The sequence below is a fragment of the Roseobacter sp. YIN89 genome, from assembly GCF_057219365.1.
In genome coordinates, this window is sequence record NZ_JBXVVD010000003.1 from 335,820 (window position 1) to 351,071 (window position 15,252).

The window sequence follows — 15,252 nt, forward strand, 5'->3', positions numbered from 1 at the left end:
TCTTTCAGAATGGACTGTGTCAGTCTTTGAGGTGGATCAACATGTCTGCAACTGAGAGGGGATGAGATGAAAAATACGCGGTTCTTGGATCGGACAGCGGTCGTTAGGCTGTGCTTGAGCGCTGCTTTGATATCGTCATTTGCGTCAGTCACCGTTGCTTTCGAGGGCGTCGTTTCACAAGAGACTGTCGAAACTGAACCGGACTACTCTCCGTTTGTTGGACGGTCCTATCCCGATCAGGTACTTTTCGGCGACTTGCATTTTCACACCGAGATATCTTTTGATGCTGGCCTTATTGGCACGTCGCTCAATATCCATGACGCGTTTCGGGTGGCGCGTGGCGAAAGAATAAACTCAAATACTGGGCAACCGGTTCAGCTCATTCGCCCGCTGGATTTCCTTGCCATAACGGAACATGCGGAATTGCTCGGGCTCGCGACCGCAATCCGCACATCACACCCAAACCTGTTGGCAGATGAGTGGGGCCGCCGTATCCACGATGGATTTAGCGAAGGGCAAGCAGCCCGGATGGCCGCTTTTGCAGAAATTATTGAATTGGCGACGGTACAGGGCATCGACCCGACCGAAGGGTTGGATCTGGATGGCGACATCTGGCTCGATATTGTGGAGACCGTGGATCACTACAATGCTCCCGGCACCTTTACCGCGCTCAGCGGTTTTGAATGGACCTTCACGCCCAAAGGCGACAACCTTCACAGGGTTATCATATTTGGGGACGGTGCCGACAAAACCAGCCAGACCAGACCCTTGCCGTTCTTTCTGGCACCTGATCCGGAAATGCTGTGGGACTATTTGGCAGACTATGAAGCGACCATTGGCGGAAATGCCATTGCCGTTCCTCACAACGGGAACATGTCGAACGGGTTGATGTTCAATAAGAACAAATTTGATGGCTCCCCCATGGATGCAGATTATGCGTCGAAGCGTATCCGTTGGGAACCAATGCATGAAATGACCCAGATTAAAGGGGACGAAGAAACTCATCCGATGTTGTCGCCGGATGACGAGTTTGCCGGGTTTGAGCGCTGGGATGTGTCCAACCTTGGGGGGAATTCCCCAAAGACACCCGAGATGTTGAAATACGAATACGCCCGGTCTGCGTTAAAGGTTGGGTTGGAGATCGAGCGCGATATCGGCGTGAACCCCTACAAGTTCGGGCTTTATGGCACGACGGATACGCACACGGCACTCCCGACAACGCGTGAGGACAACTATTTTGGGAAATACCAGCACACGGAACCCTCCGCGAACCGGCACAACAGGGACGTGATCCCTGCCGAAGACCCTGCACTTCGCATTCTGACAGCGCAGGAATCAGCCTCTGGTCTGACCGCTGTATGGGCACGGGAAAACACGCGCGAGGAGGTGTATGGCGCGATTGCCCGCAAAGAAGCCTACGCGACCACTGGTAGCCGGATACGGGTTCGGGTTTTTGGCGGCTGGGCATTCGAAGAGACCGATTTGCGCGCTCCTGATTTTGTGTCCAACGGATACCAGAACGGCGTTCCGATGGGCAGTGATCTGGTCAAGGCGCCTGAAGGAGCCGCACCCCGCTTCCTTATCCGTGCTCTGCGCGATCCAGACGGCGCAAATCTGGACCGCGTTCAGATTATCAAGGGATGGATTGATAACACCGGAGAAACCTTTGAACGCATTTATGATGTGGCTGTATCGGATGGTCGGGAGATTGGCGATGATGGCCGGGCCCGACAACCCGTTGGGTCAACTGTCGACATCGAAAACGCGACATTCAATAATTCGATTGGCGCGGCTGGACTGGAAGCATACTGGCAGGACCCTGAGTTCGATCCGACCCAAAATGCATTCTACTATGTGCGTGTGATAGAAATTCCTAAACCGCGTTGGACGACATACGATGCAGCTTTTTATGACATTCCATTGCCGGATAGCGTGCCGCCAGCGATTCAAGACCGCGCGTATACATCTCCAATCTGGTACATACCGGAGTAATTACTGTTAGTGGATGGCCGGCAATCTCCGCTTTACAGCTACTGCTATCGGGCTAAGCCCGATAGTAGTCTTTTTAAAGTGTCCCACTCTTTTTCGCTGCACATCGTTGACTTGCTTTCGCGGTGTGCGGCGTGCGCAACTCCCTGGGGGCTCGCCTTTTAGGGTGAAAATTGTTGCGCCTGCAAAAGGCGGCTCTGTCCGCACAGCGGAAGTAAACTGATTTTCCGCCAGCGTCTGCTTCTGCGTGAAGCAGCCTTTCAGAACCAAAACTCTGAATTTTCAGTCATGAACGGTTGCTAACCGCGACACAGCAGACAGTCACCAAAACTCGGTGTGTGAGGCCCAACTGTACTTGGCGACTTTTCCGGTTCACCGAAAGGCGTCAGCCCTCAAGATTCACTGAACGCTTACCTGGCGGTTTTTCGATAGCCTTAACCTGCGCGAGCAACTTTCTGCGTAGAACGCCTTCGGCCATATTGTATTGCACGAGTTTTGCTCCAAGCGCCTCGGGTCCGGTTGGTCTAAACAGCTTTGCTTCGCGCAGGTCGCAGGTCCATAGCCCCAACCTGTCAGACAAAACTGTCCCGTCTTCCCGTTGAAGTACCAAAGCGTCCACTGAAGGGCACTTGGCGTTCGCTTCGAGTGTACCGACGAGGCGCTCGCGGAGTACCTCAAGATACCCCGCGTTCAAATATGAGATGACCATCAGTTAACCTCAGGGACACTCAAGTTTCCACCCCGTGCGATGTTGCGCAGGTCGTAGTCCAGGCTCTTCTTGGCCTCCAACAGGGCTTCGATGGTGTGGGCCACTTGAGCCGCCTCCGCAACGAATGCCTTGCCGGGGTTGGCTTCGAGGATCGCAGCGTGTTCCTCTCGGGCCTTCTCAATGGCCTGCCATATTCCCACTAGGATACTGCAAGACATCTCCCAGCTATTCATTGTGGCGCGTGTGTTGTCTGTGGGGGTCTTTGTCATGTCGAAAAAATCCTTTGTTTTGGTGGGGAGATAGGCTCGCATGGGGGGTACCACCGGAGAGCCTATTTTTGGTGGGGAGATCGCGCATAAAACCCTTATTTTATTGACCCCACTTTTGAGGTTTTCGGGTTTCGCACCCCCTACGAAAGTGATTGCAGGTAGGTGACGGCCTCTGAGCGGGTAGAGAGGCTCTTCCGATGCCGCTTTCCGTGCCGCATGGCGTCCACCCGGTACATGCCGCGATCGATCGATATACCTCTTGGGAGAGACGGAGTTGGTTTGCTATTCTCTCGGTCATCTTCCAAAGCCTGAAGATAAGCTACTGTTGGATTTGGAGCATCCAGCTTGCAGACCTTGTAAACGTGATCGTCTCGGTAGCTTGCATCAGCCCCCTTGCTCAGGTGATATTTCAGACTGTCGAAACCTCTTCCCTCCCAGTCAGCTATCGTGACAGAACGCTTAATCTCAGCGTTGCCCTTGAGGTAGGTGTCGATCAGATATTCGAAGTCACCGAACAGGTGTCCGGGTCTGTGGGCGTAAGCGGGGTTGATGTAGTTTGGTTGTGGTTCAGCAGCCATGGGTGTCTGCCTCCATTCATTATTGTTATTATTGTTGTTTCGGGACGTCTCTAGCGTCTCTAGTGCTTGCGGCGCGGTACGATCTGGTATTTCGCAGACCATTGGAACGGCGATAGCCGCAGTGCCGTTAGCCAGAGCAAGTTAGTAAAACTGATCAGCGGCTTCCTCGGCTCGGTCGAGTTGATCTTCAAGTGCTTGTTCATTGGCCTCTTCCTCTAAGTCAGCCTCGGCCCTGCCTGTCCATTCAACCGTGTGGTCGATGACATCTAGTGGTGTGTTGAGGGTGTCGGCGATGGCCTGTTCCAACTCAGCGATGGCTTGGCGCTGGGCGCTGGTTATCGTGTCAAGACGGTGGCCGTCCTCTGGAGCCAGACCACCAACAACGCCAACGAAGATTGTGGACAGGCGGCGTGTGTAGCTGCGACCACGCGCCGAGATGGTTCTCGGGTCACGTCCTAGTTCAACCACACCGTCAAGCCTGATGACGTAATGCCAAGTGCACCCGAAGTAACCTCTGTTGGCATCCAAGAAGTCCACGACCTCGGCGTCTATGCGAGGGTCTGGAACGGTGTTGGTGTAGCCGAAGTTGATCGACGTGGTCTCAGGCCGCGGCAGCGTGGGGAACAATTCTGTACGTAGCTGCGCTCCTGCAGGTTGCACGATGAGGGGCATCTTTAGGGGTCTCCTCGGGGGCCATCTGGATATCTGAGAGCCAGCGGCTCAACTCGCTCTGTGTGATGGGCGTATTCCGCGTGTAGGGGGACACACCCTCTTGGACCAAGCTCACCGTTTGATTGAACAGTGTTTGGTCTGCGAGGCAGCTTCGATCCAGCGTCAGGAGCGCGGTTTCAGTGTCCGCGTCCCAACACATTTCCTTCAGGGGGATCATGTCTCAACCAGTCAAACCAAGCTGGTCATGTAGGTCGGTATACAATTCGACCCAACTGACACCGCCATGCTTACCCTGAGCGCGGTCCACGGCGTACCGTTGGATGACCCCGGCGACCCCGGCGTGACTATCGGCCAGCTTGCTCAGAGCCTCGAACGCAGGCTTACCTAACTCGGTCAGCGCAGACGTCTCACTTGCGCTACGCACTTGGGCCTCAACTTGAGCGGCCACAGCGCGTACGTTCGCGGGTACATCCAGCTCAGATAGGCTGCCATCCTCGAGGCCATTGATGGTCTCCACGACGTCGTCCGCCGACAGCCCCGTGATGGCCATCTCTGCCAGCGCCGTATCGTAGACCATTCCCTCCTCCATGCTCATCTCGCCCTCATCAATCAGAGCGTTGAGGTTATCCACGGCGGTGTCGTAGTCTGCATATCCTGTGTTGCTGGATTTCTGATCTGCCGCTTCTTCCTGTGCTTTGGCGATTACATCCACGACAGGATCGACGGCATTCAAGCTGTCTACCTGCTCGTCGAAGAGTTGACCGATCAGGCCAAGCTCACGAGCGTGGGAGACCTTTAACTCCATGCCTTGAACCGCGATTATGTCGTTGTCGTTTAGGTCGCTCGCGCGGTGCACCTCACGGGAGAACCCCGCGGGACCACTGCGGACACTCAGGCCCGTCTGTTGGTAATCCTCTGAGGTCGCATGAGTTGTAACTGGTTCGGCTGCGGCGCGTTGCTCTGCCGTACCGATGACGGATCTCTGAACCATGTTTGTTAGTTCCTTCTTTAGTGCAGCCCTAGGTGGACCGCGAGTGTTTCGTTGTGGGGGTTTAAGCACTCCGATGAGCACTGCATTGGTTGCCAGCCTGAGGCGGCTCGTCGTGTGTCTCGCTCAGACAGCCAGCGTAGGAGACTATCCCTCTGGTCGAGGAACCTCCGCATCTCCTCTGGGTCGCGGAAGGATTTGGGCTGCTGCTTCTTTTCGCTTTTTGTTGTTGTGGTTTGGTCAATGCCCAACTCGTCCGCACAAGGTTTACAGTTGAACTGGTCCTCAGCGGTCAGTGTAAACTTCTCACGACAGGCTTGGCAGGTGCGGACAACCGCCTTTCTGCCATCCGCGATACACGCGGGGCACCTCATCGCTTTCATCTTGTGCGTCGTAAAAGAAGTGAAGCAGGCAGAACAGACAGTCTCTCTTTGAGGTCTCATCGCTCTGTTGGGGTGCGTCCGGGGCATGGCTGCTGGCCTCCTGTGTTATGGGGTGAATAGCCAATCGGTATCGTCAGGCTTGGCTGCGTAGGTTCGTGGCTTGTTGCTGAGCACTTGAGCGTTGAGCACTGGAGCGTTGAGCACTTGAGCGTTGAGCGAACGTGTCGCCCTGCGCTCTTCTAGTGGGACGTCCAGCCCCTCTGGCCAAAGGCCTGCAATCTTGCCTGATGCTCTGCGGAGACCATGCCCATACTGAGGCGACCAAGGCACCCTGTCGGGCAGGTAATGGTCGAGCGCACTGTCGCCGGGGCCAGTCGTCGGATGCGAGTAGTAGGGGACTATCACGCTGCGATTGAACTGACCCGCATCGACACCCTGTAGGTATCTGACAGTGGCCTCTCGACCCACCTCTTGGGTGAACCCGAGTGTGCGCTGGGCGATCTTCCGGATGTGGTTGCCGACAACCTCAAAGTCGCTGCTTTCAAGCCGATAGTTGCGCTTGACCGTTTGACCCCTGAGTGACCCTAGGAGGCCCTGAGGTCTCACTAGGTTGCGCCTCAGCATATAGGTTGCACCACACAGCCAACGTGCGTACCGCGACCCTACGCCGAGGTGGTTGACCGCTACGTGGTAGTGACAGGCGGCGACGATCACGGAGACCCCGTCAGGTGGCTTGCGCCTACCGACCAACATGTGAGGCAGTCGACGGGATGCGATGTGACGGGGTCGTGAAATCAGCAGGTTGTAGGAGTAGACAGGTCTCTCCTGCCAGTTGCCCTCCCGGTGGCGGGTACCTCGGGCTAGCCTGATAGCCTCTCTGATCTCCTGTTCTGCGGGGTTGAGGTCTTTGAGGGTCTCCTTGGCGATAACCCTGAGTGCATCGCTGGGGATAAACCCGCCAGTAGGCAGACCACCTAGCGACCAACGGAGACGGCAGATGTGGCAGAGGCCGGTCGATCGTCGCGCCTTGAGGTCACTCGGGGGTATAAACGCGGAACACGCTTGATTTGAGCATGGGAAGAACACGGTGGTGGCCTCCTAGTGGCTGAGCATTAGCGTGGGTAAGCGGTTGAGGGACGCTGAGAGGGGCGCTGAGAGGGGAGACCGCCAAAGGCCGCAGTCACCGAGAGGGTGCTGGGCCGTTAACACAGGTCATGACAAGTTAAATGCCTCAGTCACCGGAGTAATGGTGCTGGGCTTGGGGGTCTTGGCTTAGGTGGGTTACCTGCCTACCCCTACACTTGGCGGGGGACTGGTGTGTGGAACTGATCGTGTATTGACCGAGCTACTACCTCGGACCATCACCCGAGGCTCACTCGGTGTATGTCCTAAGAGTGTAGGAGTGGGGGGATATACCCTACCTACATCATCTCAAGGAGATACTCTGAGTGTACCTGAGGGGGATACTCTAGGTGTACCTATAGTGTAACTATAAGGTTTACCTTTGGGTATCTGTATCTCATGGGTGGGCAGTTTTGGAGGCCCCTGATAACACTCACTTTTTTACAAGCCCAACAGAGGCATCCCCACTGCTTAACCAGACGCGCTGGCCGCGTGTTCTCGGAGTGCAGTAAGCAGGCTAACCTCTTCTTGCGGTACGTCGCCCTCCGTCGCTAACTCATAGATGCGCTGGTCGAGGATTTCGATGATGGACTTGAGGTCTTTTGAAGTTTGGTTTGAGGTGTTCACGTTGGGTCTCCTTGGAGGTTGATCTTCGTGAGGAGACCCTAGAGGCCAGATGTTGAACCGGTCAACAGCGTTGGTTTGCAATATCGTAAGGATTACAATGCAGTAGGGGTTGCAATTAAGGTGATGCTTAGACCCTTTTAGGCTTGCCAGTTAGGCCACACGCTGGAAAGGAAACGAAAATTGACGGGAAGCGCTCAGTCTATCCCATAGTCCAGCTTGGCGATGGCAGCGCGTTTCTGCTCCATCGAAGAGCCGCCAGCATATACACCATATGTCATGGTAGGCTTATCATGCCCCAAGAGGTCCGCAGCGACACCCTCGGGTACCTCAGCGTGTTCCCACTGGGTTGCCACGGTCTTGCGGATGCTGTGGAACACATACCGGCTGTCATAGCCAAGTTTGGTTTTCAGCCTGCCGAAACGCTTGGACATCAGTGACGACCGAACGCCTATGCTGTTCTCATTGAGGTCTGCTAGAAGATACTGATCTTCCCGCGACAGGAGGTCCGCGACCAACGGTTTCAGCCTGTCGTGAATGGGGATAACCCGATTGCCTGCCTCTGTCTTGGCGCGGACAATCTCTATCGTGTCTTTGGTCACGTTCTGTGTCTCAAGTTTTGCGAGTTCTTCGATCCTGCAGCCAGTATAGATGGCCAGCTGGAAGATTGCCTTGAGGGTCTCATCCTTGCTGCTCATGACCGCTTGGTGCAGAACCTGTATGTCTTCGGTGGTGAAGGGTAGGCGCACCTTCTCTGCAGCCTCTTTGCGGTTCTCAGAAGGCAGCGCGACATCAACGAAGGGGTTGACCCTGTCTTCATCTGCTAAGGAGTTATCCTGCAGCCACTTCCAGTAAACGCGAAGTGTACTCAAGTTGTCCTTAATAGTCCTATTCTTAAAACCTTCCTTCTCCGACAGGTGTCTCACAAAGCCGCGTACGGCCGCCTTGTCCACGCGCTGGATTGCCGACACTCTGGCCGCAAACTTGGTGATTGCGTGGCGATCCTTAGCGGCTGTCTTTGGCTCAACTCTGCGGCTCTTGGCGTATGCATCCAGTGGGCCATCGAATGGCGTGAGTTGGCCGACCGCGAGCTTGTATTTCTCAGCCACCTCCGACGCATCAGCATCGCTCAGCTGGTCAGTGTGCATTACGCCCTTCTCTCGAACCATGTCGTCTAGTAGTGTGAGTTGGTAACGGGCTATGTCACCCTGAGATAGCTGGTCGATATCCTTGAGGTGTGCCGTGGGGTTCTCTCGTACCTTTTGGATTTCTGCTTTGACGCGAAGCACCAGCGGTGCGGACAGTGATTTGGCCACCAGTTTGTCAGACGTCTTTAACGACTTTTTGAACGCCCGGCGGTGGCCGAAAGCATACTGTACGTCCTCAGGGATACTGACTTTCACGTGCCACGTATTGCCGCGCCGTATGAGATAATCTGCCATCTCCTAACACCCTATTGTACCCAAGTTTGTACCCAAAAATTGAGTTTATTATGAGTAAAGTCAATAGTTTTAGGGGGTTAGGTGGAAGTGGCAGCCCGTAGGGGAATCGAACCCCTCTTTCCAGGTTGAAAACCTGGCGTCCTAACCGATAGACGAACGGGCCACTGACTCTGTGAGGGGTCATTATGCAATCCGCGCTCGTGGCGCAAGCGGAAAGTTTTCTCCAGAGCAGAAAAATATCTCAGGTATCAGATCAGGCAGGCGCGGCGTCGTCGAGACGCAGTTGCACCGACTGGCGCCCTCGCCACGTGTTGATCTCCAGCTTGCCCGCAAGATGAAAGCGGGCGCCGCCATGCGCCTCCAAAGCGGGTCCGAGATCGGTGCTGAAAGCGTTGAATGCAATCGCTTCAAGGTGCCCCGCCTCGTTACCGAAACCGATTTTCAGATGGCTCTCTCCGACCCGCCGTGTATGTCGTATGGACATTTCGGCAAAGGCAAAGCGGGGGGCAGGTGAAGAAGCGCCGAACGGCCCCGCTTGTTCGATCTGTTCGATAAGCTCGACTTGCGCGGCCATTGGCATCAGCACCCCGTCAATGCGCAGATCAGCAACCCCTCGAGCGCCCGCGCCCTGTTGTGCGAGCAACGTGCCAAGCCGGGCCATGGCGGGCTCGATCTTGTCTTCTGCAACCGTCAATCCGGCAGCCATCTTGTGACCGCCGCCTTTTATCAGCAGACCTTCGGACACCAGTCGCTGGATAGGCTGTCCAAGGTCAATACCGGACACCGAACGACCTGACCCTTTGCCAATGCCATTTTCGATACCAATGACCACGCTGGGACGGTTTGAGACTTCCTTCAACCGCGATGCTACAATTCCCACAACACCTGGGTGCCACCCGGGACCAGCCGCCCAGACGAGGGGGGCATCCAGTCCGCGCGTCTCGGCCTGATCCAATGCTACGGCACGCACGGCCGCCTCGACATCGCGCCTCTCGCGGTTGAGGTGTTCTAATTTTTCGGCAAGTGCTGCAGCTTCGTGCGGATCGTCCGTTGCCAGAAGTCGCGCGCCCAGATCAGCAGCACCGATGCGACCGCCCGCATTCACCCGCGGCCCGAGCACGTAGCCCAAGTGATAGGCCGAAGGCGCAGCATCAAGGCCGGCCGCATCTGCCAAAGCGGTGACGCCCGCGCGTTCGCGACGCGCCATGACTTTCAAACCCTGCCGTACAAAAGCGCGATTTACGCCGGTGAGCGGAGCCACATCCGCAACGGTTGCCAGAGCGACCAGATCAAGCATTGCCACGAGGTCGGGGCTGCTCTTGCCAGCCTCTCGCAGTTGTCGCCGCATTTCGACCAGCAACAAAAAGACCACAGCCGCCGCGCAAAGGTGCGCAGCGTGGCCGTTTTCGTCCTGCCGGTTGGGATTGACGACAGCAAGCGCTGGCGGCAGCGTCTCGCCTGCGAGGTGATGGTCAAGTACCACCACGTCGGCACCGGCAGCAGCAGCAATGGGCTCATGCGAAAGCGTGCCGCAATCAACGCAGATAATCAGGTCGTGATCGCGGGCCAAAGTCTTCATCGCGGTGTCGTTTGGGCCATAACCTTCGTCTATCCGGTCGGGAATGTAGAGTGTTGCGCTATGCTGCATCTGGCGCAGCCAGCCGATCAGCAAAGCGGCCGAGCTGCCGCCGTCCACGTCATAGTCGGCAAAGATGGCAATCCGCTCGCGATTGCCCAACGCCTGCAGCACGCGACTGGCAGCTTTTTCCATGTCACGCAGGCTGCGCGGGTCCGGCATGAGATCACGCAGGGCAGGGGACAGATAGCTTTCTACCTCGGCCGCTTCGACGCGGCGCTGCGCAAGGATCTGACACACCGCCGGTGGCAATCCTGTTTGCTGCGACAAGGCTTGCGCAGCCCTGTCTATTTCAATCGCGGGACCGAGCCACTGGCGCCCGGTAAGCGATGATGTCACGCCAAGAAAACTCATGGGTGTCTTGCGGCCTCCTCGGCTGCGAAAGGCCCTGCGTAAAAGTCAGAAGCGATGCGAGGAGATCGGCGTACGGTAGTTGATCCGCCGCACCGAGCCCGTTTTGGATCGCATGATCAGCGTTTCAGTTGTGAGCCAACCGGGTTCGCGTTTAACGGCGGGCAGGATGTTGCCCTGTGTTACGCCGGTCGCGGCAAAGATCACGTCCTCTGTCACCATTTCGTCTCGGGTATAGATGCGGTTCAGATCGGTTATACCGGCTTTGGCCGCGCGCGCGCGTTCGTCTTCATTGCGAAACAGCAGACGTCCGTACATCTGCCCCCCCATACACTTGAGCGCAGCCGCAGCAAGTACGCCTTCGGGTGCACCGCCTGCACCCATGTACATGTCAATGCCCGTGCCAGGCTCGGCACAGTGCATGACACCGGCCACGTCGCCGTCTGTGATCAATCTGATGGACGCTTTGGTGGCCCGCACCTCGGCAATCATATCCTCGTGACGGGGCCGTTCAAGAATGCAGACCGTCAGGTCTGACGTGCTGCATCCTTTAGCTTTTGCCAGTGCTTCGACACGTTCGGATACGGTCATGTCCAAGGTTACAGTATCCGGCGCAAATCCGGGGCCGATGGCCAGCTTGTCCATGTAGACGTCAGGCGCATGCAACATCGAGCCGCGCGGTCCCATCGCGATGACGGTCAATGCGTTGGGCATGTCCTTGGCGGTCAGCGTGGTGCCTTCCAGCGGGTCCAGCGCAATGTCGACACCGGGGCCGTTGCCAGTGCCGACTTCTTCGCCGATGTAGAGCATCGGTGCCTCGTCGCGCTCACCCTCACCGATCACGACAACGCCCGCGATGTCCAACATGTTGAGCTGTTCACGCATCGCGTTAACCGCGGCCTGATCCGCGGCCTTTTCATCGCCGTGCCCGACCAGCCGCGCCGACGCCAATGCAGCAGCTTCTGAGACACGGGCAAGGCCAAGCGACAGCATCCGGTCATGAAATTCGGCGTGGGCAGGCATAATCTGGGTTCCTTTAGGTTTTTGGTGTCAACGTCAGCGTAGAGGCGCAGGCCTGCAAGAACAACAGTGCGTTCAGACGTCTTCGATCCGCAATGCGACGGGCGCGCCTGTCAGCACGCCAGTGCCTTGCATGGCATCCAGCGCTTCGGCAATGGCGGCTGGGGTGGTTTTGTGTGTCACGATCAGAACCGGCGCTTCTGTGTTGTCGTGCCCGTACTGCCGCATCCGGTCGATCGACACGCCAGCTTCGCCCAGAACAGCCGCGATTTTGGCCAGTGCGCCCGGCTTGTCCTGAAGCGACATGCGCAGATAATATGATGCCGGCAGCGTCGAATGAGCTGGTTTCTCGCGTGTCAGCGAGGACGCCGGCATACCAAAGACCGGTCCTTTCAATCCTCGCGCAAGATCGCACACATCCGCCATGACCGCCGATGCCGTCGGACCTTCGCCTGCGCCGGGGCCACGCAGTACAATCTGACCAACCGCGTCACCTTCCAGCACAACCATGTTTGTGCCGCCCTGCAGCTGCCCCAAAGGCGAACTTTGCGGTACCAGACAAGGTTGCATGCGCTGCTCCAGCCCGCGGGCAGTCTTCTGGGTCACCCCCAGCAGTTTGATCTTGTACCCCATGTCAGACGCCGCGCGGATGTCTTCGATGCTGACCCTCTCGATGCCTTCAAGCGTGATCCCGTCGAAATCCACCTTTGTGCCGAACGCAAGCGAAGACAGAATGGCCAGTTTGTGCGCTGCATCAATCCCGCCAACATCCAGTGTCGGGTCAGCCTCGAGGTATCCCAGCGCATCCGCTTCGGCAAAGACCTCTTCATAGCTCAGACCCGCATCTTCCATCCGTGTCAGAATGTAGTTGCAAGAGCCGTTCATCACGCCCATCACGCGGGTCACGTCGTTGGCGGCAAGCCCTTCCGTCAATGCTTTGATGACCGGAATTCCGCCAGCGACCGCAGCTTCATAGCGCAGTGCCTTTCCGGCGGTCTCGGCCCGCTCTGCCAGTGCCTGCCCGTGTATCGCCAGCAAAGCCTTATTGGCCGTCACGACGTCCTTGCCCGCGGAAAGGGCCGCTTCTACGGCATCTTTTGCGGGGCCCTCGTCGCCGCCAACCAGTTCGACAAACACATCGACGTCGTCACGTGTTGCCAACGCTACAGGGTCGTCTTCCCATGCATAACCTGAAATCGGAACGCCACGGTCCTTGTCACGGCTCCGGGCCGAAACGGCTGAGATTTCGATGCGCCGGCCGGTGCGCGCTTCGAGCAATGCTGCATGCTGGCGTACGATCCGCACGACGCCAACACCCACCGTGCCAAGACCTGCAATACCAAGACAAAGGGGCTGGGACATCGAACTCTCCTTGACGACGACTGGCGGGGTACCTGTGCTCGCGTTTAGCCTGTCATGTCACGCGGTGCAACGCAGTAGAGAGGGCTTTTGCCGTTAGTCGAACTGAAACCCGCGTAACCGGCTCGCCCGCGCCTTCAAATTTGCCACACGGGCTGCGTCAGCGGCTTCGCGGCGCAAAGCCGCTTCTTCGTCGGCCGGATCCTTAGTGCTCAGTTCGTCAAGAGACACAAGCGCAGGGTAGCCCGGTTCGCCGCCTGCCGGTGGCACTGGTTCGGCGATGTCGGGAAGCTGCGTACAGCCGAGTGACGCGACCAGAGGCAAGATGAGCGCGATCCAACGCAAAGTGATACTCCTTTGATGCCGTAGTTGTGCCGCAAGTGGTGAAATCACACAAGCGGGGATTGTTTTGAACGCGCGTTCAGATAATCTTCCGTTATGGCTCGCACAACAGGCTCACACTCAGACATAACCGGTCCGCGTATCCGGCAGGCAGCACAAGCGCTTTTTGCGCGACATGGCTTTGCGGCGGTATCCATGCGTCAGATCGCGGCCGAAGTAGGTGTGCAGGTGGGGGCGCTCTACAATTACACGCCGGATAAACAAAGCCTGCTGTTTCATCTGATGCGTACCCATATGGAAGAATTGCTGGAAGCGTATGAAGACCTCGACGACGCTGACCCGCAAACCCGGCTACGCCATTTCGTTTCGTTCCACATACGGTTTCATCACGACAGGCCGGACGCGGTTTTTATCGCCTACATGGAATTGCGCAATCTCTCGCCGGAAAACTTTACCGTCATCGAAGCTTTGCGACGTCAATATGAGCAACATCTGGAAAGTATCATTCAGGCGGGTAAAGCCGATCAAGGCTTTGAGGTCGAGGATACCAAGGTGACGACGCTGGCCGTGATTGCGATGCTAACAGGTGTGAACACATGGTTTCGCGCCGATGGACGTCTCAGCCTTGAAGATGTGGGCAAGATATACTGGGAAATGGTATCGCGTGCTGTCGGTGCGGCACGCAGCGGATAATGCCTTGAGGTCGCGAACAAGCGCGACAGGTCGTTAAATCGCTAAGAGCGTGTCGAAAACGCAAGCGAAAGGAAGCAGGCATGCGCGTCGGATTTATCGGTTTGGGCAACGTGGGGGGCAAGCTCAGCGGATCGCTGTTGCGTAACGGCGTGGCGCTGGCCGTGCACGACCTCGATGGTGATTTGGTTGCAGACAAGGTCGCATCTGGCGCAATTAACGGGTACTCGCCGGCGGAGATGATGCAAAGCTGTAATGTCGTGATCACCTGCCTGCCTAGCCCTGCTGCCTCGGCGGCAGTCCTTGCAGAGATGATGCCCTTTATCGGACCCGGAAAAACGTGGATGGAGATGTCGACCACGGATGCCGAAGAGGTAAAGCGACTGGCGCGCGAAGTTGATGCGCAAGGCGGCGCTGCGGTGGATTGTCCGGTCTCAGGAGGATGCCACCGTGCGGATACCGGCAATATCTCGATTTATGCCGGATGCGACCGCGCGACGTTTGACGCTGTGCTGCCGCTGCTCACGCTCATGGGGCGGCGGGTGCTGCATACCGGTCCGGTAGGCACGGCGAGCGTTCTCAAGGTAATGACAAACTACCTTGCGACGGCCAATCTGCTGACCTTGTGCGAGGCGCTAACAGTAATGAAAGCGGCAGGCATGGACTTGGGCACCACTTTTGAGGCCATCAAGATATCGTCTGGCACTTCTTTTGTGCACGAAACAGAAAGCCAGTTGATCCTGTCGGGATCGCGAGATGTCAATTTCACGATGGATCTTGTGCAAAAAGACATCGGCCTGTTCCAGAAACTGGCAGATAACCACCAGATCCCGCTGGAAATATCTCCTCTGATCATCGAAATGATGCAAGACGGGCAGGCCCGCTTTGGCGACCGCGCACAATCAGACAGAATGATCGAGCGTCTTGAAGAAAGCACCGGTCTCGACATTCGGGCACCCGGGTTTCCAACCGTCCTGATCGACGATGAACCAGAAGAGTGCGGGTACGAAGTGGTGCCCGCACGATAAGCATTTTTTGAGCCGTTAATTTCCCGTTGTCCGGGGCAGCGCCCCGGATC

Annotated in this window: 15 protein-coding genes and 1 tRNA gene; 3 read left to right on the forward strand and 13 right to left on the reverse strand. The window is 56.9% G+C overall.

Translation table 11 applies throughout. The annotated features are described in order from the left end of the window. Positions 1–66: 66 nt before the first annotated feature. Entirely contained in the window at positions 67–1,992 is a 1,926-nt protein-coding gene (locus AC2D8V_RS13945; protein WP_484734185.1) for a DUF3604 domain-containing protein, read from the forward strand. A gap of 382 nt (positions 1,993–2,374) precedes the next feature. Here the strand turns inward: AC2D8V_RS13945 and AC2D8V_RS13950 are convergent, their stop codons facing one another. The 13 genes from AC2D8V_RS13950 to AC2D8V_RS14010 all read right to left on the reverse strand — a co-directional run bounded on the left by AC2D8V_RS13950 (position 2,375) and on the right by AC2D8V_RS14010 (position 13,487). Further along, positions 2,375–2,698 carry a hypothetical protein gene (locus AC2D8V_RS13950; protein ID WP_484734186.1) on the reverse strand — a complete coding sequence of 108 codons (324 nt, stop codon included), beginning with the start codon at positions 2,696–2,698 and terminating at the stop codon, positions 2,375–2,377. Next, positions 2,698–2,967 (reverse strand): hypothetical protein, encoded by a 270-nt coding sequence (locus AC2D8V_RS13955; RefSeq protein WP_484734187.1) that lies wholly within the window; start codon positions 2,965–2,967, stop codon positions 2,698–2,700. The genes AC2D8V_RS13950 and AC2D8V_RS13955 overlap by 1 nt, the downstream gene beginning before the upstream one ends. Before the next feature lie 140 nt (positions 2,968–3,107). Continuing rightward, positions 3,108–3,545 carry a hypothetical protein gene (locus AC2D8V_RS13960; protein WP_484734188.1) on the reverse strand — a complete coding sequence of 146 codons (438 nt, stop codon included), beginning with the start codon at positions 3,543–3,545 and terminating at the stop codon, positions 3,108–3,110. A 141-nt stretch (positions 3,546–3,686) separates the two neighbouring features. Continuing rightward, the gene (locus AC2D8V_RS13965) at positions 3,687–4,217 is read right to left on the reverse strand and encodes a peptidoglycan recognition protein family protein (RefSeq protein WP_484734189.1); all 531 of its coding nucleotides are present in this window, start codon (positions 4,215–4,217) and stop codon (positions 3,687–3,689) included. Positions 4,218–4,437: 220 nt separating this feature from the next. Further along, positions 4,438–5,208, reverse strand: a complete 771-nt coding sequence (locus AC2D8V_RS13970; RefSeq protein ID WP_484734190.1) for a hypothetical protein — start codon at positions 5,206–5,208, stop codon at positions 4,438–4,440. Between the two features lie 485 nt (positions 5,209–5,693). After that, positions 5,694–6,341: a hypothetical protein gene (locus AC2D8V_RS13975; protein WP_484734191.1), complete on the reverse strand. Its 648-nt coding sequence runs from the start codon at positions 6,339–6,341 to the stop codon at positions 5,694–5,696. An 840-nt stretch (positions 6,342–7,181) separates the two neighbouring features. After that, a complete protein-coding gene (locus tag AC2D8V_RS13980; protein ID WP_484734192.1) occupies positions 7,182–7,337 on the reverse strand; it encodes a hypothetical protein in 156 nt (51 codons plus the stop codon). Between the two features lie 194 nt (positions 7,338–7,531). Next, entirely contained in the window at positions 7,532–8,776 is a 1,245-nt protein-coding gene (locus AC2D8V_RS13985) for a tyrosine-type recombinase/integrase (protein ID WP_484734193.1), read from the reverse strand. A gap of 88 nt (positions 8,777–8,864) precedes the next feature. Continuing rightward, positions 8,865–8,939 (reverse strand) — tRNA-Glu (locus AC2D8V_RS13990). A 90-nt stretch (positions 8,940–9,029) separates the two neighbouring features. Then, the gene (recJ, locus tag AC2D8V_RS13995; protein WP_484734194.1) at positions 9,030–10,766 is read right to left on the reverse strand and encodes a single-stranded-DNA-specific exonuclease RecJ; all 1,737 of its coding nucleotides are present in this window, start codon (positions 10,764–10,766) and stop codon (positions 9,030–9,032) included. 45 nt (positions 10,767–10,811) lie between these two features. Further along, positions 10,812–11,786, reverse strand: coding sequence for a class II fructose-bisphosphatase (gene glpX / locus AC2D8V_RS14000; protein ID WP_484734195.1), 975 nt, complete (start codon positions 11,784–11,786; stop codon positions 10,812–10,814). Between the two features lie 72 nt (positions 11,787–11,858). After that, the gene (locus AC2D8V_RS14005; RefSeq protein WP_484734196.1) at positions 11,859–13,145 is read right to left on the reverse strand and encodes a homoserine dehydrogenase; all 1,287 of its coding nucleotides are present in this window, start codon (positions 13,143–13,145) and stop codon (positions 11,859–11,861) included. 93 nt (positions 13,146–13,238) lie between these two features. After that, positions 13,239–13,487 carry a hypothetical protein gene (locus AC2D8V_RS14010; protein ID WP_484734197.1) on the reverse strand — a complete coding sequence of 83 codons (249 nt, stop codon included), beginning with the start codon at positions 13,485–13,487 and terminating at the stop codon, positions 13,239–13,241. Positions 13,488–13,580: 93 nt separating this feature from the next. On the opposite strand from AC2D8V_RS14010, the gene AC2D8V_RS14015 reads away from it, so the two are divergent. Together AC2D8V_RS14015 and AC2D8V_RS14020 are read left to right on the forward strand one after the other, a co-directional pair. After that, the gene (locus AC2D8V_RS14015; protein WP_484734198.1) at positions 13,581–14,177 is read left to right on the forward strand and encodes a TetR/AcrR family transcriptional regulator; all 597 of its coding nucleotides are present in this window, start codon (positions 13,581–13,583) and stop codon (positions 14,175–14,177) included. Positions 14,178–14,257: 80 nt separating this feature from the next. After that, entirely contained in the window at positions 14,258–15,202 is a 945-nt protein-coding gene (locus AC2D8V_RS14020) for an NAD(P)-dependent oxidoreductase (protein ID WP_484734199.1), read from the forward strand. Positions 15,203–15,252 lie beyond the last annotated feature (50 nt).

Bases quoted from the DNA above. Each gene is read 5' to 3' on its own strand.
- AC2D8V_RS13945 (WP_484734185.1), top strand. From the start codon at position 67: ATGAAAAATACGCGGTTCTTGGATCGGACAGCGGTCGTTAGGCTGTGC.
- AC2D8V_RS13950 (WP_484734186.1), bottom strand. From the start codon at position 2,698: ATGGTCATCTCATATTTGAACGCGGGGTATCTTGAGGTACTCCGCGAG.
- AC2D8V_RS13955 (WP_484734187.1), bottom strand. From the start codon at position 2,967: ATGACAAAGACCCCCACAGACAACACACGCGCCACAATGAATAGCTGG.
- AC2D8V_RS13960 (WP_484734188.1), bottom strand. From the start codon at position 3,545: ATGGCTGCTGAACCACAACCAAACTACATCAACCCCGCTTACGCCCAC.
- AC2D8V_RS13965 (WP_484734189.1), bottom strand. From the start codon at position 4,217: ATGCCCCTCATCGTGCAACCTGCAGGAGCGCAGCTACGTACAGAATTG.
- AC2D8V_RS13970 (WP_484734190.1), bottom strand. From the start codon at position 5,208: ATGGTTCAGAGATCCGTCATCGGTACGGCAGAGCAACGCGCCGCAGCC.
- AC2D8V_RS13975 (WP_484734191.1), bottom strand. From the start codon at position 6,341: ATGTTGGTCGGTAGGCGCAAGCCACCTGACGGGGTCTCCGTGATCGTC.
- AC2D8V_RS13985 (WP_484734193.1), bottom strand. From the start codon at position 8,776: ATGGCAGATTATCTCATACGGCGCGGCAATACGTGGCACGTGAAAGTC.
- recJ (WP_484734194.1), bottom strand. From the start codon at position 10,766: ATGAGTTTTCTTGGCGTGACATCATCGCTTACCGGGCGCCAGTGGCTC.
- glpX (WP_484734195.1), bottom strand. From the start codon at position 11,786: ATGCCTGCCCACGCCGAATTTCATGACCGGATGCTGTCGCTTGGCCTT.
- AC2D8V_RS14005 (WP_484734196.1), bottom strand. From the start codon at position 13,145: ATGTCCCAGCCCCTTTGTCTTGGTATTGCAGGTCTTGGCACGGTGGGT.
- AC2D8V_RS14015 (WP_484734198.1), top strand. From the start codon at position 13,581: ATGGCTCGCACAACAGGCTCACACTCAGACATAACCGGTCCGCGTATC.
- AC2D8V_RS14020 (WP_484734199.1), top strand. From the start codon at position 14,258: ATGCGCGTCGGATTTATCGGTTTGGGCAACGTGGGGGGCAAGCTCAGC.